Source organism: Flagellimonas sp. B-3 (assembly GCF_056857835.1).
This window is the reverse complement of sequence record NZ_JBSXNW010000016.1, coordinates 187,165-209,788: the sequence shown is the minus strand read 5'-3', so window position 1 is coordinate 209,788 and position 22,624 is coordinate 187,165. Positions and strand designations below refer to the sequence as shown.

Annotated in this window: 10 protein-coding genes; 2 read left to right on the top strand and 8 right to left on the bottom strand. The window is 43.1% G+C overall.

What is annotated here, in order from left to right; genetic code table 11:
- Positions 1–33: 33 nt before the first annotated feature.
- The 5 genes from AC13CS_RS04295 to AC13CS_RS04275 form a co-directional block, all read right to left on the bottom strand.
- Complete coding sequence (locus AC13CS_RS04295) at positions 34–2,061, bottom strand: T9SS type B sorting domain-containing protein (RefSeq protein ID WP_482888493.1); 2,028 nt, start codon at positions 2,059–2,061, stop codon at positions 34–36.
- Positions 2,062–2,084: 23 nt separating this feature from the next.
- Entirely contained in the window at positions 2,085–3,953 is a 1,869-nt protein-coding gene (locus AC13CS_RS04290) for a DUF7151 family protein (protein WP_482888492.1), read from the bottom strand.
- 413 nt (positions 3,954–4,366) lie between these two features.
- Positions 4,367–6,316, bottom strand: coding sequence for an OmpA family protein (locus AC13CS_RS04285; protein WP_482888491.1), 1,950 nt, complete (start codon positions 6,314–6,316; stop codon positions 4,367–4,369).
- An 11-nt stretch (positions 6,317–6,327) separates the two neighbouring features.
- Entirely contained in the window at positions 6,328–7,275 is a 948-nt protein-coding gene (locus AC13CS_RS04280) for a PorP/SprF family type IX secretion system membrane protein (RefSeq protein ID WP_293168594.1), read from the bottom strand.
- A 12-nt stretch (positions 7,276–7,287) separates the two neighbouring features.
- The gene (locus AC13CS_RS04275) at positions 7,288–11,370 is read right to left on the bottom strand and encodes a T9SS type B sorting domain-containing protein (protein ID WP_482888490.1); all 4,083 of its coding nucleotides are present in this window, start codon (positions 11,368–11,370) and stop codon (positions 7,288–7,290) included.
- Between the two features lie 395 nt (positions 11,371–11,765).
- Here AC13CS_RS04275 and AC13CS_RS04270 point away from each other — a divergent pair, with 395 nt between their 5' ends.
- The gene (locus tag AC13CS_RS04270; RefSeq protein ID WP_482888489.1) at positions 11,766–13,355 is read left to right on the top strand and encodes a peptide chain release factor 3; all 1,590 of its coding nucleotides are present in this window, start codon (positions 11,766–11,768) and stop codon (positions 13,353–13,355) included.
- Positions 13,356–13,462: 107 nt separating this feature from the next.
- A complete protein-coding gene (locus AC13CS_RS04265; RefSeq protein ID WP_482888488.1) occupies positions 13,463–13,894 on the top strand; it encodes a hypothetical protein in 432 nt (143 codons plus the stop codon).
- Between the two features lie 152 nt (positions 13,895–14,046).
- Here AC13CS_RS04265 and AC13CS_RS04260 read toward each other — a convergent pair whose 3' ends face one another.
- The 3 genes from AC13CS_RS04260 to rpoB are packed head-to-tail and all read right to left on the bottom strand — an operon-like array spanning position 14,047 to position 22,558.
- Positions 14,047–14,358 (bottom strand): DUF3467 domain-containing protein, encoded by a 312-nt coding sequence (locus tag AC13CS_RS04260; RefSeq protein ID WP_127138524.1) that lies wholly within the window; start codon positions 14,356–14,358, stop codon positions 14,047–14,049.
- A gap of 53 nt (positions 14,359–14,411) precedes the next feature.
- Entirely contained in the window at positions 14,412–18,710 is a 4,299-nt protein-coding gene (rpoC, locus tag AC13CS_RS04255; protein ID WP_482888487.1) for a DNA-directed RNA polymerase subunit beta', read from the bottom strand.
- Positions 18,711–18,748: 38 nt separating this feature from the next.
- Entirely contained in the window at positions 18,749–22,558 is a 3,810-nt protein-coding gene (gene rpoB, locus AC13CS_RS04250; protein WP_326278849.1) for a DNA-directed RNA polymerase subunit beta, read from the bottom strand.
- Positions 22,559–22,624: the final 66 nt, after the last annotated feature.

Genomic DNA, 22,624 nt, shown 5'->3' with positions numbered 1-22,624 from the left:
TTTAAACATCTTTTTCTCCACAGTAACCATTCTTTATCTGTTTATGTATAGATAACCTGAAATTTGTTTCATGTTTCCATTTTGATCCTCATAATCTATTACGTAGAAATAGGTGCCAACTGGTAATTTGTTATCCTTGTCCACGGTAACCCTTCCTTGGGAAGTACCATCAAAGACATTACCGCTGGTATTATAGGACTTGGTCTGGAAAACCATTACCCCCCATCTATTGTAAATTCGCACGGTGTTGTTCGGGTAGTTTTCTATATATTTTATGGTAAACACATCATGTACCGTATCACCATTTGGTGTAATTACATTGATTGGGTCGGGTTCTTCTTCTGTATCGGTCAACTCACCCAAGTCTTGATCTAGGTAATTTGGAATACCATTTTCGTTGGAATCATCGTTGGCATAGTTTCCATCCATATCCAAATCTTCATCTATGGTTTCGATGCCGTCATCGTCATCATCGGAATCCCTAAAATCCGGGATACCGTCGGAATCGTTATCTGGTAAGGTTGTACTTGGGTCATCCATTTCATCGTTTACATCAATGTCGATTACTGTTTCCCCTTCATAACCATCGTCCAAACCGTCGTTATCCTTATCGGAACCGATTAACTCCACATCTGCAATACCATCATGGTCATGGTCGTGCCCTTCAATGGCATCGGGGACATTGTCGTTGTCGCTATCCTCGTCCACATAATCTGGAATACCATCATTATCGGAATCAAGAGGAATCAATCCCACATTTCCATCATTTTCATACGCATCGTCCAAACCGTTACCGTTTTCATCCGCTAAACTTGGGGCAATGTAACCCAAGACAGATTGCGCTTCAATATTATCAGGAATACCATCATTATCACTATCTATATCCAAATAATCGGGTATACCATCGCTATCGGTGTCCGTAGGGTTGGTTGATGGGTCACCATCGTTATCTGAGTTCAAATCCTCAAAACTGTCCACAATACCATCATTGTCACTATCCAAATCAATTCCTGAAGGATTAACGATTACCGTAATCGTTGCAGTACTACAATTTCCATTAGCATCACATACTGTATATTCGAAAGAATCTGTTCCTGTAAATCCAGAATTTGGCACGTAGGTAATATCATCATCAGAGGGGTCAACAGCCGTACCATTATCATTTAAAACAACGGTTCCATTGGATGGGTCTGTAGCTGTGATAGAACCCGTAGTAGGTATATCGTTATCATTGGCTCGCCAAGAAACAACCGCTTCCATACCAATATCGGTAGATACCGAATCGTCGTTGGCATCCACAATGGGAAGCACATCCACAGTAACCGTTGCAGTACTACAATTCCCGAAAGAATTGCAGATGGTGTAGCCAAAACCATCATTTCCGTTATAATCAGGGTTCGGTGTATAGGTCAAGACATCATCGGTCGGGTCATTGGTGGTTCCATTATCATCAATGTTCACTATTCCGTTTGATGGGTCAGTAACCGTCAAAGTACCTTCGGTTGGTACATCGGAATCATTGTCAAATATGGGTATGGCAACCGATTCGTCTTCATTGACAGCAATCATGTCATTCATCAAGTTTGCTGCTTGACTCATGCATACCACCGTAAAACGTGGTAGTTCTGTACTATTACCAATTTTTGTAATAGTGGCCACATACCTCATTACAGTTTGGATACTTGTAACGGTAGGTCTGGTTTGATCCCCACTTAGCGCTGGACTCCAGCTTACGGTAGCTCCCGAAGGAACACTAGCCGAAATATCCAAGACCACCTCATTGTTGGGTGCTTCGCAGTCGGTCAATATAAAATAACCCGTCGCATTGGACCCGCAGAGTGTACCATCATAAGTGGCAAAATAGACACCGGGTTGAGTAGCTTCATAAAATGAATTGGTTCCCAAAACAGTTCCGGTATCCGATGCTTCAAACCATTGATAGTTATATTCATCACCAGTATCGGGTGCTTGTAGCAAGAATTGTGCATTTGCAAGGCCCATTCCCAAAAAGAAAATGAACAGTCCAATGAGTAAAGACTTATATGAGGTGTTTGATTTCAAATTCTATCCGTCTTTAATCCTTATTATTTTACTACAAAAACCACGTTGATCAATGCATTGTAGTCGGCAGGTTGTGCCTGAACGGTATAATTCAAATTACCATTTGCATCGATTGTCATACTTCCAGTGTCGAACACCGTAGGGTCTGCATAGGTTACGTAGTAATACAAATCGGTACGATTATAAGTTGGAATTGCGGCAGGTGCGCCCGTACTTCCGACTGTAGGCGAACCATACTGGTTGATATATTCTTGATAAAGATCAAGACTAAAAGTGCCATTGGTTGAAGCATCAATAGCAATAGATGGCGGGTAAAATATTCTTGCTGCTTTGGATGTAATTGGCGCTATATCCTGAATTACGTCCTCTACCGTAGCTTCCGTGTTTCCATCACCGTCTACATCTACCGGAGTATCTGAGTCCACTTCTGATGCTTTTTGATCATCTGTTGAAGGGTCGCCATTACACACATATTCTGTGTAATCAACTTCACTAACATCTAATGTTCCATTATTATTGTCGTCAATTCCAGTTTCGACTTTTACTCCTCCAGCTGTACAGTTAAGCCCTGCGGGTTCTGCAGTTGTAACAACTAAATTAGCAAGTCCATCAGGACCTTGTTCACCTATAGGGCCTTGCTCTCCTATTGGGCCTTGTGGACCTTGTTCACCAGTTGGACCTTGCAATCCTACCGGACCCTGTTCTCCTTGTATTCCTTGGGGACCTTGTTCTCCGACCGGACCTTGCGGACCTTGAACGCCGGGATCACCCTGTGGACCCTTGTCACCGGTCTCTCCCTTATCTCCCTGAAGACCTTGTGGACCTTGGATACCGGGGTCACCTTGCGGACCTTGGATGCCGGGGTCGCCCTGTGGGCCTTTGTCACCGGTCTCTCCCTTATCGCCTGTTTCTCCTTTATCGCCGACAGGGCCTTGCGGACCCTGTATGCCGGGGTCGCCCTGGGGGCCCTTGTCGCCTGTCTCTCCTTTGTCACCGACGGGGCCTTGTTCTCCCATTGGGCCTTGAGGTCCCTGTATGCCGGGATCGCCCTGGGGGCCTTTGTCACCTGTTTCTCCCTTATCTCCCTGAAGACCTTGTGGACCTTGGATACCGGGGTCGCCCTGTGGGCCCTTGTCCCCGGTCTCTCCCTTATCACCTGTCTCTCCTTTATCGCCGACGGGGCCTTGTTCTCCCATTGGGCCTTGAGGTCCCTGGATGCCGGGGTCGCCCTGCGGGCCTTTATCACCGGTCTCTCCCTTATCACCTGTTTCTCCTTTATCGCCGACAGGGCCTTGCTCTCCCATTGGGCCTTGCGGCCCCTGTATGCCGGGATTGCCTTGGGGACCCTTGTCACCGGTCTCTCCCTTATCGCCTGTTTCTCCTTTATCGCCGACAGGGCCTTGCTCTCCCATTGGGCCTTGCGGCCCCTGTATGCCGGGGTCGCCCTGGGGGCCCTTGTCACCGGTCTCTCCCTTATCGCCTGTTTCTCCTTTGTCACCGACGGGGCCTTGTTCTCCTATCGAGCCTTGTGGGCCTTGCGGACCAATGGCTCCTCCCGCTGCAACATCCGTAAGAGGAATTGAAACGATATTATTGTCCGAGTCTATTAACACCAAGTCTGTTCCGACCACTTCCATTCTACTATTTACCGTATTAGTATCGATAAATGTCAACTCCCATGAATCACCATCCCAGAAGTATATGGTTCCTGTATTGGTATTTACATAAATATCTCCCAAATCTGCACCAACTGGTGTTATTGCACCAGAACTGGAAACATCCGTACCCTTAAGGACCTCACAATTGCATTGATCCTGAAGGGTTACTGTGGTTTGAGAAAAGGCAATTCCTGTAAAAAAAAGAAAAAATAGGGCTAGAATGCTCTTTTTCATGAGGTTACTATTAGTTGAGGATTGTGTTTGTTGTTTTGTTGATTTTGTATTTTTGGTCTACTCGTTCTTATGTAGTTCTACTTACCGAATTTTCAACCTGATACAAATTTACCCCCACTTTTACGGGCTGAAAATAATTGTTGTGAACAGATGGAATAGAACTGTATAGTCTGTAAATTTTGAGGTTACCCCAATATTTTTTCACACTTTTTTAAAGGCTGTTCGTCGATAAGATTTAAATAGAACAGTGAATCTAGTAGGTTGAATCTTACAAGTTTACTGAAACTGGAAAGTGTTTGGCTTTACTATGAAAAATGAACTATCCAATAAAATAGTAACAATGAATTGAGGTAGAATCCATAAAAAACGGCCCCATATGGGGGCCGCTCAAATATCCTTTTGGCACAAAGTCTTTATTCAAAAATGATGAACTCCGACCTTCTATTGAGTTGATGTTCCTCTTCGGAGCATTTTGAGCCATTTACACAGTCATTTACCAATCGGGTTTCGCCAAATCCTTCTCCTTCTAATCTGGTAGGGGAAATTCCTTTGGAAATCATATAATCAACAGTGGATTCTGCTCTTTTTTGTGATAACCAAAGGTTATAGGCGTCAACACCCCGGCTATCGGTATGTGAATTCACCTTAATTTTTAGACTTGGGTATTTCTCCATGGCCACAATTACTTTTTGAATCTCAATTTCAGCATCGGGTCGGATATTATACTTGTTCAAATCAAAGTATATGGTGCTCAACTGTAGTAATTTTGCCAGGTCGTCGCCAAAACCTCCGGTGACCAAATCGCGTTCCAAATAAAAATCCACAATTCGAGGTTTTCCATCGGATATTGGCAAATATTCTTCCGCAGGTACATAACCATCCCTTGATGCTCTCACAAAATTACCTTTGGAACAATCCAATTGGAGTATGTAATTACCATCAGAATCAGTAATAGTAGAAGAAATCTCATTATTTTCCTCATCAATGATCTTCACGGTTGCTCCGGCAAGAACCTCATTAGAAATGCGATCCCTAACGGTTCCTGTTACTTCTTGTATGCAATCCAATGTAAGTGGCTCATTTTCCACAAATTCGTAAATATCATCATCTCCCATGCCGCCATCCCTGTTTGAAGCAAAATATCCTGTTTTGTCCTCGGTATTGTAGATAAAGGAAAAGTCATCCTTTGGGGTATTGACTGGTTTTCCTACGTTAACCACTGGCTGGGTATAATCGTTATACGCGATTTTAGTGGCAAAAATATCCAATCCGCCCAGTCCTTGGTGTCCATCGGACGAAAAATATAGTACTCCTTCTTGGGTTATGTACGGGAATGTTTCCCTGGCCAAGGTATTGATATTGTCCCCTAAGTTTTGGATTGGACCATAGGTACCATCACCTATAATCTCTGTTACAAAAATATCCGACTCCCCTAAACTCCCGGGCATATCGGAAACGAAGTAGAGTTTCTTGCCATCTGGGCTCAACATTGGGTGGGCCACGGAATAAGAATCACTATTGAACGGAAGTTCCACAATATTGGTCCACTTTCCATCAATATATTCTGCACTAAAGATTTTTAAGCGTATGATTCCTTCTTCATCCTTCTTCTTTCTTCCATCGAAGAAATTGTTTCGGGTAAAGTACATGGTGGTACCATCTTTAGTGACCACCGATGTGGATTCATGCAATCGAGTGTTTACATCGCCCTCCAGTTTTACTGCCCTATTGTTGGAAACACTATCGGCATTTACTTTGTAAAGGTCTAAAAAATCCCTAGCGTTCCATGTGTGCCTGTACCTCGCAAAATTGCCCGTATCGCGATCGGAAGCGAAAATGAGGCCTTTTTCGTAATAGGCCGCTGCAAAATCTGAATACTTGCTGTTGTACGGGAATGACTTTATGGTATACCTGCCAGAGTTCTCCTCAATTTTGGCCATGTAATCTTCATCAAAATCTACCATGGAAGAGGTCATTTCCTTAAAACTCTGCATAACTTGGGCAGCCTTATCATAGTTCCCTACCGACTTTAAGCTTTGTGCATATCGGAAAACATCTTCGACTGACATCTCATCTGGATAGGTTTCTTCCAACTTTTTATAGGTATCTGCTGCTTCATTGTACTTAGCGTTGAAATAGTATGCGTTCCCTAACCTTTTCAACAAATCTGGGGAGCTATATCCCTTGTCCAATACTTTTTTGTAAATATCTATGGCCGGGCTAAAGGAGTATTGCCTGTAGCGTTCATCGGCCTTTTCCATAACCCTGGCAGTCTGCTTATCGGGAATACTGTCCTGTTGCGCATTTACGTTGACCAGACATCCACAAACGATGATAAATAATGTGAGTATTCTTTTCAGCATTCTAAACATTATTAAAAGAATCTAGGTGATATGGTTCTTTGGAAAGATTTTAACAATTCCAATCTTAGGAATACTTCAAAAGATCCGTCATTGAACTGTGTTCCTCCCAATTCCGTTGTTTCGCGATCATATGCCAATCCCAACATAATCTGATCCGTTACTTGAAAACCGACCAAGCCGCTCACTGCGGCATCCCAACGGTAAGCTGCACCAAAACTGAATTTATTGGCAAACAGGAAGCTTGCGGAAAGGTCTACCTGCAAAGGTGCCCCTCCTACCGCTTTTGTAAGCAACGCTGGTTTAAATTGAAGGTCTGCGCCCAAATCAAAAACATATCCAGTGATCAAATAAATATTCATACGCTCTGCGGAGAGAAAGTTTACTCCATCGTCCGAGTTATCATTGTCAAAATATTCTGATTCCAGAACATTTGGAGCGGAAACTCCTGCATAAAACTTATCTGAGTGATAATAGATTCCAAGTCCAAAGTTAGGAGTGAACCTATTGTCTATATTATTTTGGTTGACTACTTCTTGGTCAAAATTCCGAAGTCTGTTGAAGTCCAAACTCAACATATTCCCACCTGCTTTCAATCCAAAAGATAACTTGGCGTCCATGGAAACATCAATAGTGTAGGATACAACGGCATCCAAATATGTTTCCTGTACCACACCGTCACCAATATTGTCGTTAACAATGGAAATACCGTATCCCAACCTACTGTTGCGTATAGGTGAATGCAAGTTTAAAGTGAAGGTTTCCGGAGCGCCGTCCAAACCTACCCATTGTGATCGGTACAGTCCGGCAAAACTAAGCTGCCCCCTGGACCCAGCGTAAGCAGGGTTGACACTCAAGGTATTATACATGTATTGTGTATACTGGGCATCCTGTTGTGCCATTGCACCCGTGGATACAATTCCAATAAACAATAACGTAGTTAAAAAATGTTTTTTTACCATTCTATCAATATCTTATCTGCTTATATAAATGTATTCGGAGTCTGTGAAGCTTCCCTGCACGGTTTCGTAATTAAAAATATAAAAATACACCCCTGCCGGAAGGTAATCGTTTACGCTCAAAGCTGATTTACCTCTAACACGTCCATCGAAAACATTGTTTACATTATCGTAGTTGTTGCCTTCAAATACAAGGGTTCCCCAACGATTAAATATTCTGATGGAGCTCGATTTGATATACTCGACACCTCGAATGAAGAGAAAGTCATTTTTTAAATCCCCGTTCGGTGTCAACATTTGGTTTACTTCGATAGCTTCAACTACCACCGTAACCGTGGCCGTGTCACAATTGTTTGGGTTGGCCGTTTCACATATCGTATATTCAATGGTGTAAGTACCGGGTTGTGTTCCTGGTGCAACGGATACACTCCCATCTTCGTTTACAGTAAGTCCATTTGTTGGGGCAGAAGTTAATATTACATCGATCATGGATACTGCCTCACCGTTCAAAGTATCGTTGAACAGTACATCGCTATTGGCAATCAATCCACCTCCAGCACCTGCATTATATGTATCATCAATGGCATCTATAACATTATCCCCACCTTGCATTACTTCAACGGTAACCGTAGCAGAATCACAATTGTTCACATCCAAAACATCACAAATGGTATAATTGATCGTGTATGTGCCTGCTTCGGTTCCTGGAGCCACACTTACGCTTCCATCTTCGTTGATGATGAGTTGGTCGGTGGGTGTGGAGGTCAATATAACATCAGCAAGGGTTGCTGCTTCTCCATTATAGGTGTCGTTGGACAGAACGTTGCTATCTGCAATCACACCATCTTCTCCCACACTTGCTGTGTAGTTATTATCCACTGCATCGATAACATTCCCTGTTCCTTGCATTACTTCAACAGTAACCGTAGCGGAATCACAATTGTTTACATCCAAAACATCACAGATGGTATAATTGATCGTGTATGTGCCTGCTTCGGTCCCTGGAGCCACACTTACGCTTCCATCTTCGTTGATGGTAAGTTCGTTAGTCGGTGTAGAGGTCAATATAACATCGGTAAAAGTTACAGGCTCACCATTATACGTATCATTGGACAGTACGTTGCCATCTGCAATCACACCATCTTCTCCCACACTTGCTGTGTAGTTATCATCAACTGCATCGATAACATTCCCTGTTCCTTGCATTACTTCAACGGTAACCGTAGCCGAATCGCAATTAGCTGGGTCAGTAGCATCACAGATAGTATAGTTGATGGTATAGGTACCTGCTTCGGTCCCGGGCACAACGCCTACACTTCCATCTTCGTTGATGATAAGTTCGTCGGTTGGTGTGGAGGTCAATATTACATCGGCCAAGGTTACAGGTTCACCGTTATACGTATCATTGGACAGTACGTTGCTATCCGCAATCACGCCATCTTCCCCTACACTTGCTGTGTAGTTATCATCCGCTGCATCCAATACATTTGCACCAACCTCAATATAAATGGTTGCTGAAGCGCAAACACTTGGGTCGGGCAAAATATTACATACTTGATAAATTATGGTAACCGTTGAATTGGATTCGGACGCTACAGGAGTATAGTTTACAAAGCCGGTCTCATCATCAAAAGTGACCGTACCACTTGCATCTCCTCCAATTCTTGACAAATTTGTCACCCCTACGTTGATAGGATCGTTGTTAGGGAGATAATCATCGTTCTCTAAAATATTAATTGCAACCTCGGTAAGTGCCGGTGTTGAACCAAAGTCATCGTTAGCATTGGCCGTTAATGGATCTGGGTCCGTTTCATTTGGATTACCATCACCATCACAGTCCAAAGCTTCCCAATCTGCAGATTGTGGCAAGGTCACACTTTCTGGGTTATAATCGCAGGGATCTAATGGATCCGTGCCATCTTCTTTTTCATCTTCGTTCGTAACACCGTCCCCGTCACAATCAGAACTGTTCCAAGTTGAATCTGGGTCAACTGTTTGACTGTCGAGCACAAAATCACATGGGTCCTGAGGGTCCGTTCCGTCCTCTTTTTCATCACCATTGGTAACACCGTCACCATCGCAATCTGCCTCAAGGTAGTCACCTGTTTGTGGTAAGGTTATACTTTCTGGGTTATAGTCGCAGGGATCAAATGGATCAGTACCATCTTCTTTTTCATCTTCGTTGGTGACCCCATCTCCATCGCAATCAGCAGTTAAATAATCTCCAGTTTGTGGCTGAGTGATATGCTCTTCAATAAAATCGCAAGGGTCGGTTGGGTCGGTTCCATCTTCCTCTTCATCCTCATCGGTAACTCCATCACCATCTGTATCTGTATCATTATCCAAATAGTCTGGCGTGCCGTCTTCATCGGTATCATCATTGGTGGGGTCGCCATCACCATTGGCATCTTCGTCCGGAGTATCTATTCCATCACCGTCATCATCAATATCTCGATAGTTAACATCCTCAGTACCATCTCTATCTGGTAGATCAGTTGCAGGATTTTCAATTTCATCGTTCACATCAAAGCCGTCATTTACATCACTGCCTTCATAGCCGTCGTCAAGTCCATCACCATCCGAATCTACACCTGTATAGGTCCAATCGGGTATTCCATCAAAATTGAAGTCGTTCCCTTCATTATTATCCGGCACCCAGTCATTATCACTGTCGTCATCCAAATAATCCGGAGTTCCGTCAGCATCAGTATCTTCTAATGAAAGCCCCATTGTATCACCACTTTCGTAGGCATCGTCAAGACCATTTCCATTAAGGTCGTCTCCGGATGGAGGAATGTACTCGAAAGTTGGTTGCGCCTCTACGTTGTCCGGTATACCATCGTCATCACTATCAATATCCAGTCTATCGGGGTACCCATCATCATCACTATCAATATCTTCGCTAAAATTGACCGTTTGTGGGTCATTAAAATTATCTAAACATGTAAATTGTATACCGGCCTGTCTAGCCACGTTCGTTTTAAAATTGTCATCCACATCGGCCTGAATTCCAAAACGGAAGACAAAAGAGTCAATGTTTAAGAACTCAACAGCAACATTTACGGAGGGGTGCTCATTTGAAATACCATCATATTCCCGGGTACCTCCATTCACTAAAAATCCTCCCGTGGTGTTCTGAACCGTTATTTCATTATCGGCATCGAGGGTGTAGCTTGCCGGTGTATTGAATCGATTATATTCTTGATATTCATCATTTCCATCAACATCAATAAAGTTTGCGCTTAGTTCTTCTAAAACAACAGGTATATCTGTGCCCTGGTCCACAAAGGAAATCCTAAAATCTACGTAAGGTCTTCTTTCCTCCGATGTTGTGGTGAAATAAATTTCTGGTTTAAAAAATTCTGCGTCGGTCTCATTCTGGTCAAAATATAAAATTTCACCATTCACCACTTTTTCTATGGTGACCAATGCATCTAAATCTTCAGTTACGTTCTGATAGCGATAAACAGCACCTTCGGAAAGCGCATCGCCCGACTCCAAGGTTGGTTCCATTCCAAAATCTAATTTAGGAACTGTACTGCAATCAAAATCTGTACTTACCACACTGGATTCGTTCTGATCGAGTATACCATCATTGTCCGAATCCATATCCAGATAATCCGGCACATCATCACTGTCTGTATCTATAGGCGTCAGGCCATTTCCTGCACCTGGGGAATCCTCATAAATATCATCCAACCCATTCCCATCGGAATCCACACCGGAAGGTAACTGAAAGTCTGCAAAGTTTTGCGCTTCGTAATTGTCCAACAATCCGTCACCATCGGAATCCAAGTCCAGATAATTCGGGATACCATCACCATCGGAATCGGTCGGGTTGGTAGCGGGATTGTTATCGCCATCCAAGTTTGCATCTTCCACAACGTCCAATATACCATCGTTATCACTGTCGATATCAACACTATCAGGTACGCCATCACCATCAGAGTCGGTATTTCCGCTCATTAAAAAGGAGTCAGCCATACGCATCATTGGACTAATTGCCGGGACAATGGTAGAATATATAGGCAATCCCAAAAATAGAAGTAACAATAGTAGTGCGCTCTTCTTGAAATTCAAGAAAGTAATTTTTTCCATAAATGATTAAGTTTTGGTCAACTAATCACCATGGCAACAAGTGGTTCTCGTAATTGTAAGAAAATTGGGGTTTTCTTATTGGTTTTAATATCTCCGGTCCTTTCGACACACTTCGATACAATCAGGTCACATAATTAACCCATTTAACATTTACCTCCTATTTTTATCGATAAAAGGTGATTTCCTCATCATTAGTTACCTCTTCCATGTGTTTTTACAAATGGATAATCCCTATTATGGAGGATTTATTTAAAACCGACGAAAATTACCTTTCTTTTTGGTTTTGGCTCGTTTAAATCCTTTATTTTTTTTCCAATTATATTAACAATCCCGAATCACACTAAAAATGAGTGGCAAAACATATAAATCCTGTATTTTTGCCGAAATTTTTGTTGATGGAATTTGAAAAGGAAATAGCGAAACGAAGAACTTTTGGCATTATCTCCCACCCCGATGCCGGAAAAACAACCTTGACCGAAAAATTACTATTGTTCGGTGGTGCAATCCAAGAAGCTGGCGCGGTAAAAAGCAATAAAATCAAAAAATCGGCAACCAGCGACTTTATGGAGATTGAGCGCCAAAGGGGGATTTCCGTAGCTACTTCCGTTTTGGCCTTTATTTACAAAGACAAAAAAATCAACATTCTGGATACTCCCGGACACAAGGATTTTGCCGAGGACACTTTCCGAACCCTAACCGCAGTTGATAGCGTGATTGTGGTAATCGACGTTGCCAAGGGTGTGGAGGAACAGACCGAAAAGTTGGTGGAGGTTTGCCGTATGCGCAACATCCCCATGATTGTATTTATCAACAAATTGGACCGTGAAGGCAAGGATGCGTTTGACCTTTTGGACGAAGTGGAGCAAAAATTAGGCTTAACAGTAACCCCACTGAGTTTTCCAATAGGAATGGGATACGATTTTAAAGGCATTTACAACATCTACGAAAAAAACATCAACCTTTTTAGCGGCAACAGCAAAAAGAACATCGAAGAAACCATTGCCTTTGACAATCTGGACAATCCAGAACTTGAAAAAATAATCGGTACAGATACCGCCGAAGAACTGCGCGATAATTTGGAACTTGTAGCTGGTGTTTACCCAGATTTTGATAAAGAAGCCTACTTAAAAAGTGAGTTGCAACCTGTGTTTTTTGGTTCTGCACTAAACAATTTTGGGGTGCGGGAATTGTTGGACTGTTTTGTGAACATTGCTCCATCCCCTAGACCAAAAAAAGCTGAGGAGCGTCTGGTAAAGGCCAATGAAAAGGATTTTTCCGGTTTTGTTTTTAAAATCCATGCCAATATGGATCCCAAACACCGAGATCGTTTGGCCTTTGTTAAAATTGTGTCGGGTACCTTTGAAAGAAACACTCCCTATTTGCACGTGCGACAAGGCAAAAAACTGAAATTCTCCAGCCCAAATGCTTTTTTTGCAGAAAAAAAGGAAATTGTGGACATCTCCTATCCGGGTGATATTGTAGGGCTTCACGATACTGGAAACTTCAAAATTGGGGATACTTTGACCAGTGGTGAAGAACTGCACTACAAAGGCATTCCAAGCTTTTCACCGGAGCACTTTAGGTACATCAACAATGCCGACCCCATGAAAGCCAAACAATTGTACAAGGGCATTGATCAGCTTATGGACGAAGGGGTAGCACAGCTTTTTACCTTGGAAATGAACGGAAGAAAGGTGATTGGTACCGTGGGAGCATTGCAGTATGAAGTAATCCAGTATAGATTGGAGCACGAGTACGGTGCTAAATGTACCTACGAAAACTTTCCTGTGCACAAAGCTTGCTGGGTGGAGCCTGAAGATGAAAAAAACGAGGAGTTTCAAGAGTTTAAACGGGTAAAGCAAAAGTTCCTGGCCACGGATAAAAAAGGACAGCTTGTATTTTTGGCTGATTCTCCGTTTTCACTTCAAATGACCCAACAAAAATACCCTTCGGTAAAACTGCACTACACTTCGGAGTTTGAGTGAAAATCCACCATTACAAACCCTACAGAATTCTGAATATTAGAACTTTGCAAGTTTAATGTGCCATTTTTTTGTACATTGGATAGCATAACCAATTAAATAAAAATATTATGACGACTTCAGTAAAACCACCTACTTGGTTCTGGGTGGTGAGTGTTATTGCTCTTCTATGGAATTTGATGGGCGTTGGCAACTATCTTAACCAAGCTTTTAACCAAATGACACTTTTGGAAAGTATGGATCAAGCGCAACGGGAAGTTTTTGAAGGAATCCCTGCATGGGCGACCGCCGCATTTGCCATTGCTGTTTTTTCCGGAGCCTTGGCATCAATTGGTCTGTTGCTCCGAAAAAAATGGGCTCGTCCACTTTTTGTTATTTCACTCATTGCAGCTGTGGCACAATTTATCCATTGGCTGTTTATTTCCAATGCCGTTGAAGCTTTTGGACCTTCCACATACGCCATGCCCGCTATCATTACAATAATAGGCATCTACCTCGTTTTCTTTTCAAAAAAGGGAATCGAGAAAGGCTGGTTGACGTAAAAAAGTTAAAGACCTGAACAAGAAAATTTTTATATCAATATCAGGCACTGTCGAGATTGTAGATAAAGTGGTGTCCTTTAACGTTCTCGACTACCCCTTCGACTGCTCAGGATGACAGCTCGAACTGACACATCAATTTTGCAAAGGTAGTTTTATGCTTCGCCAGTAGGGCCGAAATTTAATGGAATCGCAGGTTGTTCGTAATCCTGGATTGTACCGTGCGCCTGCTCAAATCTATTCACATTATCATTCAGTGCCTTTAACAGCTTCTTGGCATGCTGAGGCGTTAAAATGATTCTACTCTTCACTTTTGCCTTGGGTGCACCCGGCATCAAACTAATGAAGTCCACGACAAACTCGGATACGGAGTGGTTGATGATGGCCAGATTGGAATAGGTTCCCTCCGCCGTTTTCTCATCCAACTCTATATTGATCTGCTTCTGCTTTTTCTTTTCTTCAGCCATGTTACTTGTATTAAAAAGAAAACCCCGGCCTAAAGGCCAGGGTTTGTTTTTATTTAGAATTTGAATTCCTCTTTGCGGGCCATGATTTCATCGTACTCCTCTTTGGAACCTACAATGATGCTGTCATAATCCCTCATACCGGTACCGGCTGGAATTTTATGTCCTACAATTACATTTTCCTTCAATCCTTCCAAGGTATCCACTTTACCGCTTACCGCAGCTTCGTTCAATACTTTGGTGGTTTCTTGGAACGATGCAGCCGAGATAAAGGACTTGGTCTGCAACGATGCTCTAGTGATACCCTGCAAGATTGGCGTAGCAGTTGCTGCGACAGCATCTCTTGCGGTTACCAAGGTTTTGTCCTCTCTTCTAAGAATTGAGTTCTCGTCCCTTAGCTCACGTACTGTCAAAATCTGTCCTGGTTTCAATCTTTCAGAATCACCAGCATCCTCAACAACTTTTTTACCGAAAATTTCATCATTTTCGTTGATAAAGTCGTCTTTGTGCACCAATTGATTCTCTAGGAAGATGGTATCTCCTGGATCTTGAATCTTCACTTTACGCATCATTTGTCTTACAACAACTTCAAAGTGCTTATCGTTAATTTTCACACCTTGTAAACGGTAAACTTCTTGTACTTCGTTTACCAAGTATTGCTGTACTGCTGATGGTCCTTTGATGGCCAAGATGTCTTCTGGTGTAATGGAACCATCGGACAATGGCATACCTGCACGCACGTAGTCATTTTCCTGAACCAAAATCTGGTTGGACAACTTAACCAAGTACTTTTTGATATCTCCTGTCTTGGACTCGATGATAATCTCACGGTTACCACGCTTGATCTTACCGAAGGATACCACACCATCAATCTCAGAAACAACTGCTGGGTTGGATGGGTTACGTGCTTCGAAAAGCTCGGTTACCCTTGGAAGACCACCGGTAATATCCCCTGCCTTGGCAGATTTACGTGGGATTTTCACCAAAATCTTACCTTCTTTCACCTTCTCGCCATCATCAATCATAAGGTGGGAACCAACTGGCAAGTTGTAAGAACGCAATGTTTCGCCTTTGCTATCCTTGATCAACAAGGTTGGGATAAGTTTCTTGTTTCTAGTTTCAGAAATTACTTTCTCTTGGAAACCGGTCTGTTCATCGATTTCAACTTGGTAAGTAACCCCTTGCTCAATGTTCTCGTAGGCAATCTGTCCGGAGAACTCGGAAACAATCACACCGTTATATGGATCCCATTCACAAATCACGGTTCCTTTGGCAATCTTTTCACCGTTTTTGATGAACAATTGAGAACCATAAGGAATGTTATTTGTACTTAGGGTAATTCCAGTTTTTGGATCAATAATTTTAACTTCTGAGGTCCTGGAAATTACAATGTTGGTTTTTCCACCTTCACTGTTTTCTCCTTCAACAAGCCTTAGATCTTCGATTTCGGCGATACCGTCAAACTTGGATTCCAACTTGTTGTCCTCGGAAATGTTACCTGCAATACCACCCACGTGGAAGGTACGCAACGTTAGCTGTGTACCGGGCTCACCGATGGACTGTGCAGCAACAACACCTACGGCTTCTCCTCGCTGTACCATTTTGTTGGTCGCTAGGTTTCTACCGTAACATTTGGCGCAGATTCCTTGTGGAGCCTCACAGGTCAATGGAGACCTTACTTCTATTTTCTCGATTGGAGCGGCTTCTACCCTTCTTACATCTGCTTCATTGATTTCTTGGCCTGCTCTCAGCACAAGCTCTTCAGTCAATGGGTTGTACACATCGTGCAACGATACCCTACCTAAAATCCTTTCACCAAGGGTTTCAACAATCTCCTCGTTTTTCTTCAATGGTTCCACCTCGATACCTCTCAGGGTTTCACAATCCTCGCTGTTCACGATAACATCTTGCGACACATCAACCAAACGTCTGGTCAAGTAACCTGCATCCGCCGTTTTCAAAGCAGTATCCGCAAGACCTTTACGCGCACCGTGGGTAGAGATAAAGTATTCCAAAATCGACAATCCTTCCTTAAAGTTAGAAAGAATCGGGTTTTCGATAATCTCACCACCACCTGCGGTAGATTTTTTAGGCTTGGCCATCAATCCACGCATACCGGTCAACTGACGAATCTGCTCTTTGGAACCCCTTGCACCTGAATCCAACATCATGTATACGGAGTTGAATCCTTGTTTGTCTTCACGAATTCGCTTCATGGCCAATTCGGTCAACATGGCATTGGTAGATGTCCAAACATCAATAACCTGGTTATATCGCTCGTTGTTGGTAATAAGACCCATGTTGTAGTTCATCATAATACCATCGACCTGCTCGTTTGCCTCGCCGATCATATCCTGCTTTTCTGCTGGAATGATGATATCTCCCAAACTAAAGGATAGACCACCTTTAAAGGCGAAATCGTATCCCATGGCCTTGATCTTGTCCAAGAACTCAGCGGTTGTAGGTACATCGGTCACGGCAAGAATGTCCCCAATAATATTTCTTAGGGCTTTCTTGTTCAATACTTGGTTGATGAATCCTGCTTGTTCTGGCACTTCCGTGTTGAACAATACACGACCTACCGTGGTTTCAATAATTTGATATACCAACTCGCCCTCTTCGTTAAAGTCTTTGGCTCTTACCTTGATTCCGGCATTAAGCGAAACTTTTTTCTCGTTAAAGGCAATCTCTACCTCTTCAGAAGAATAGAAGGTCAATCCTTCACCTAAAACAGGTTCCTCGGGGGTAGATTTTTTCTCCTTGGTCATGTAGTACAATCCCAAAACCATATCCTGAGATGGTACGGTAATCGGAGAACCATTAGCAGGGTTAAGGATGTTTTGTGAAGCCAACATCAATAATTGTGCTTCCAAAATGGCCTCTGGTCCCAATGGCAAGTGAACGGCCATCTGGTCCCCATCAAAATCCGCGTTAAATGCGGTACATGCCAATGGGTGCAAACGAATCGCCTTACCTTCAATAAGTTTAGGCTGGAACGCTTGGATACCCAATCTGTGCAATGTGGGGGCCCGGTTCAATAGTACTGGGTGTCCTTTTAGGACGTTTTCAAGAATGTCCCAAACTACGGGTTCTTTCTTGTCTATAATCTTTTTGGCAGATTTAACGGTCTTTACAATGCCTCTTTCAATCAACTTACGGATGATGAATGGCTTATAAAGCTCGGCCGCCATATCTTTTGGAAGACCACATTCGTACAATTTCAGTTCCGGCCCAACAACAATTACGGAACGAGCGGAGTAATCCACACGTTTACCCAAAAGGTTTTGACGGAAACGACCTTGCTTACCTTTCAATGAATCGGAAAGGGATTTCAATGGTCTGTTGGATTCTGTTTTTACTGCAGATGCTTTTCTTGTGTTATCGAAAAGGGAATCCACCGCTTCTTGAAGCATACGTTTTTCGTTCCTCAAAATCACCTCTGGTGCTTTGATTTCCATCAAACGCTTCAAACGGTTGTTACGGATAATCACCCTTCGGTACAAGTCGTTCAAATCGGAAGTGGCAAAACGACCACCATCCAATGGCACCAACGGACGCAACTCAGGTGGAATTACAGGAATTACCTTCATGATCATCCACTCCGGGTTGTTTTCCCTGTTGTTTTGTGACTCACGTAAAGCCTCAACTACCTGAAGACGCTTCAAGGCTTCGGTCTTACGCTGTTTTGAAGTCTCTGTGTTTGCCTTGTGACGTAGTTCGTAAGACAATTGTTCCAAATCGATTCTGGACAATATCTCGATCAAACATTCGGCACCCATTTTGGCGATGAACTTGTTTGGATCGCTATCTTCCAAGTATTGGTTCTCGGTAGGAATGGATTCCAAAATGTTCAAGTATTCTTCCTCGGTCAAGAAATCCATTTTATTGATTTCCTCACCTTCTGGACCTTTGGCAATACCTGGTTGAATAACCACATACCTTTCGTAGTATATGATCATGTCCAACTTTTTGGAAGGCAATCCCAAAAGGTATCCTATTTTGTTCGGCAGCGAACGGAAGTACCAGATGTGTGCCACAGGAACCACAAGGTTGATGTGTCCTACGCGGTCTCTACGTACTTTTTTCTCCGTCACTTCAACACCACAACGATCACAAACAATTCCACGGTAACGGATTCTCTTGTATTTACCACAGGCACATTCGTAATCCTTTACAGGACCAAAAATACGCTCGCAGAACAATCCATCACGCTCTGGTTTGTGCGTTCTATAGTTTATGGTTTCCGGCTTCAACACCTCGCCACGGGACTCGGCCAAGATAGACTCCGGAGAGGCCAATCCTATGGAAATTTTGTTGAACCTTTTTTGTGCGTTATTATCTTTTATTCTAGCCATAACAATATGGTGATGATATAATTAATGTATATAGTATTCTATTCTTCCAATCTAATATCCAAGCCCAAACCTTTAAGTTCGTGCATCAATACGTTGAAAGATTCTGGCAACCCAGGTTCTGGCATGGTCTCACCTTTAACGATGGTCTCATAGGTCTTGGCCCTTCCGATAACATCATCCGACTTAACGGTCAATATTTCTCTTAGGGTAGATGATGCGCCGTAAGCTTCCAATGCCCAAACTTCCATCTCTCCAAAACGCTGACCACCAAACTGTGCCTTACCACCCAATGGTTGCTGCGTGATCAATGAGTATGGTCCAATAGATCTTGCGTGCATCTTATCATCTACCATGTGACCTAGTTTCAACATGTAGATAACCCCAACGGTTGCTCGTTGATCGAAACGCTGACCTGTTCCACCGTCATAAAGGTAGGTATGCCCAAATCTTGGCACGCCTGCTTCATCGGTAAGTTTGTTGATCTCATCCAATGAGGCTCCATCGAAAATCGGGGTCGCATATTTTTGACCCAATTTTTGTCCGGCCCAGCCCAATACGGTTTCATAAATCTGACCAATGTTCATCCTTGATGGTACACCAAGTGGGTTCAATACAATGTCCACTGGGGTTCCATCTTCCAAGAATGGCATATCCTCTTGACGAACGATACGTGCAACAATACCTTTGTTACCGTGACGACCAGCCATCTTATCACCTACTTTAAGCTTACGCTTTTTGGCAATGTAGACTTTGGCCAACTTCATGATACCTGCAGGAAGCTCATCCCCTACTGAGATGGTAAACTTGTCCCTTCTTAGGTTACCTTGAATATCGTTCAATTTGATTTTATAGTTGTGCAACAAGTCGGCAACCAAAGCATTGGTAGCGTCGTCTGTTGTCCAGCTTCCACCGACCAAGTGAGCGAAATCGTCTACGGCATTCAACATTTTGATGGTGTATTTCTTTCCTTTTGGAAGTACTTCTTCACCCAAATCGTTGATTACGCCTTGTGATGTTTTTCCGCTGATCAAACTGAACAATTTCTCGATCAATTCGTCTTTCAGTTGTTGGAACTTCACTTCGTAGTCCATCTCCAATCTGGCGATGGCTTCTTTATCTTCGGAACGTTTTCTCTTGTCCTTAATGGAACGCGAGAACAATTTCTTGTCGATAACCACACCTCTCAACGATGGTGAAGCTTTCAATGAAGCATCCTTAACGTCACCTGCTTTGTCACCAAAGATGGCACGCAACAGTTTTTCTTCAGGAGTTGGGTCTGATTCTCCTTTTGGAGTAATCTTACCGATCAAAATATCCCCTGGTTTCACTTCGGCACCGATGCGGATCATACCGTACTCGTCCAAATCCTTGGTAGCTTCTTCGGATACGTTTGGAATATCGTTGGTCAATTCCTCTGCACCCAATTTGGTATCCCTTACTTCCAAAGAATACTCATCAACGTGGATGGAGGTAAAGATATCTTCACGAACAACTTTTTCAGAGATCACGATCGCATCCTCAAAGTTGTATCCTTTCCAAGGCATAAAGGCGACCTTCATGTTTCTACCCAAGGCCAATTCACCTTTTTCGGTAGCGTAACCTTCGCAAAGCACTTGACCTTTTTTCACTTTGTCGCCTTTTCTTACGATGGGCTTCAAGTTGATGCTGGTCCCTTGGTTTGTTTTTCTAAACTTCACCAATTGGTAGGTCTTCGAATCATCGTCAAAGCTTACCAAGCGCTCTTCTTCGGTCCTTGTATATTTTATGGTGATTTTCTGTGAATCCACATATTCCACAACTCCATCTCCCTCGGCATTGATCAATACTCGAGAATCTGTAGCTACTTGTCTTTCCAGACCTGTACCTACAATTGGAGAATCCGGTCTCAACAACGGAACTGCTTGACGCATCATGTTCGATCCCATCAAGGCACGGTTCGCATCATCGTGCTCCAAGAAAGGAATCAAGGATGCGGAAATGGATGCAATTTGGTTCGGTGCAACATCTGTGTACTTCACCTCTGTTGGATCCACAACCGGGAAATCACCTTCTTCACGGGCAATTACCTTTTCTCTTTCAATAGTACCATCTTCTGCCAATGGAATGTTGGCCTGGGCAATCTTCATTCCTTCTTCTTCCTCTGCACTTAGGTACATGTGGTTTTTAGTGTCCACTTTACCATTCTCTACTTTACGGTAAGGAGTTTCCAAGAAGCCCATATTGTTCACCTTCGCAAATACGGACAAGGAAGAAATCAAACCAATGTTCGGTCCTTCAGGTGTCTCGATTGGACACAATCTTCCGTAGTGTGTATAGTGAACGTCACGCACCTCGAAACCTGCTCTTTCACGGGAAAGACCACCTGGCCCCAATGCGGACAATCTTCTTTTGTGTGTAATCTCTGCCAACGGGTTGGTCTGGTCCATGAACTGGGACAACTGGTTGGTTCCGAAGAAGGAGTTGATCACGGAGGACAATGTCTTCGCGTTGATCAAATCTATCGGGGTAAACACCTCGTTGTCACGAACGTTCATACGCTCACGGATGGTACGTGCCATACGCGCCAAACCTACACCAAATTGTGAGGACAATTGCTCACCTACGGTTCTTACACGACGGTTGGACAAGTGATCGATATCATCAATCTCTGCTTTGGAGTTAATCAACTCAATCAAATACTTGATAATGGTGATGATATCTTCTTTGGTCAACACTTGTTTGTCCATTCCGATATCCAAGCCCAATTTCTTGTTCATTCTGTAACGCCCTACCTCACCTAGGTTGTAACGTTGGTCTGAGAAGAACAATTTGTCGATAATCCCACGAGCTGTTTCCTCATCTGGCGGCTCGGCATTACGCAATTGTCTGTAAATGTGCTCTACCGCTTCTTTTTCGGAGTTGGTAGGATCTTTTTGCAACGTGTTGTGGATGATGGCGTAATCGGATTGTGCATTGTTCTCCTTGTGAAGCAAAATGGTCTTCACATCGGCATCAATGATTTCATCGATATGCTCTTTTTCCAAAACGGTATCACGATCAAGTACAATTTCGTTTCGTTCGATGGAAACCACTTCTCCCGTATCCTCGTCCACGAAATCCTCATGCCATGTGTTCAACACCCTGGCGGCCAATTTACGGCCCAATACTTTTTTAAGTCCGGTCTTGGAAACTTTTACTTCTTCCGAAAGGTCGAAGATTTCCAAAATATCCTTGTCCCTTTCAAAGCCAATGGCACGGAACAAAGTGGTTACCGGTAATTTTTTCTTCCTATCAATGTAGGCATACATCACCGAGTTGATGTCGGTGGCGAATTCAATCCAAGATCCTTTGAAAGGAATTACCCTGGCCGAATACAATTTTGTTCCATTTGCGTGGAAAGACTGTCCAAAGAAAACCCCTGGAGATCTGTGCAACTGGGATACTACAACGCGTTCTGCTCCGTTGATCACAAAGGTTCCACTAGGAGTCATATAGGGGATAGTTCCCAAATACACATCCTGTACGATAGTTTCGAAATCCTCGTGTTCTGGATCGGTACAGTATAATTTTAAACGTGCCTTTAAGGGTACGCTATAGGTAAGTCCACGCTCTATACATTCTTGGATGGAATATCTTGGTGGATCAATGAAGTAATCCAAAAACTCAAGTACAAACTGGTTTCTGGTATCTGTGATTGGAAAATTCTCCATGAAGGTGTTGTAGAGACCTTCGTTTCCTCTTTCGTCAGATTTAGTTTCAAGCTGGAAAAAGTCTTGGAACGATTTTATCTGAATGTCCAAGAAATCCGGATATTCCGGTATGTTCTTAGCGGATGCGAAATTAACTCTTTCAATAGTGTTTGTGAACATCTATGGACAAATTTTGATCGTGAATACTATGTGGGGGTTCGTGTACGGCTTTATACACTCCTTATA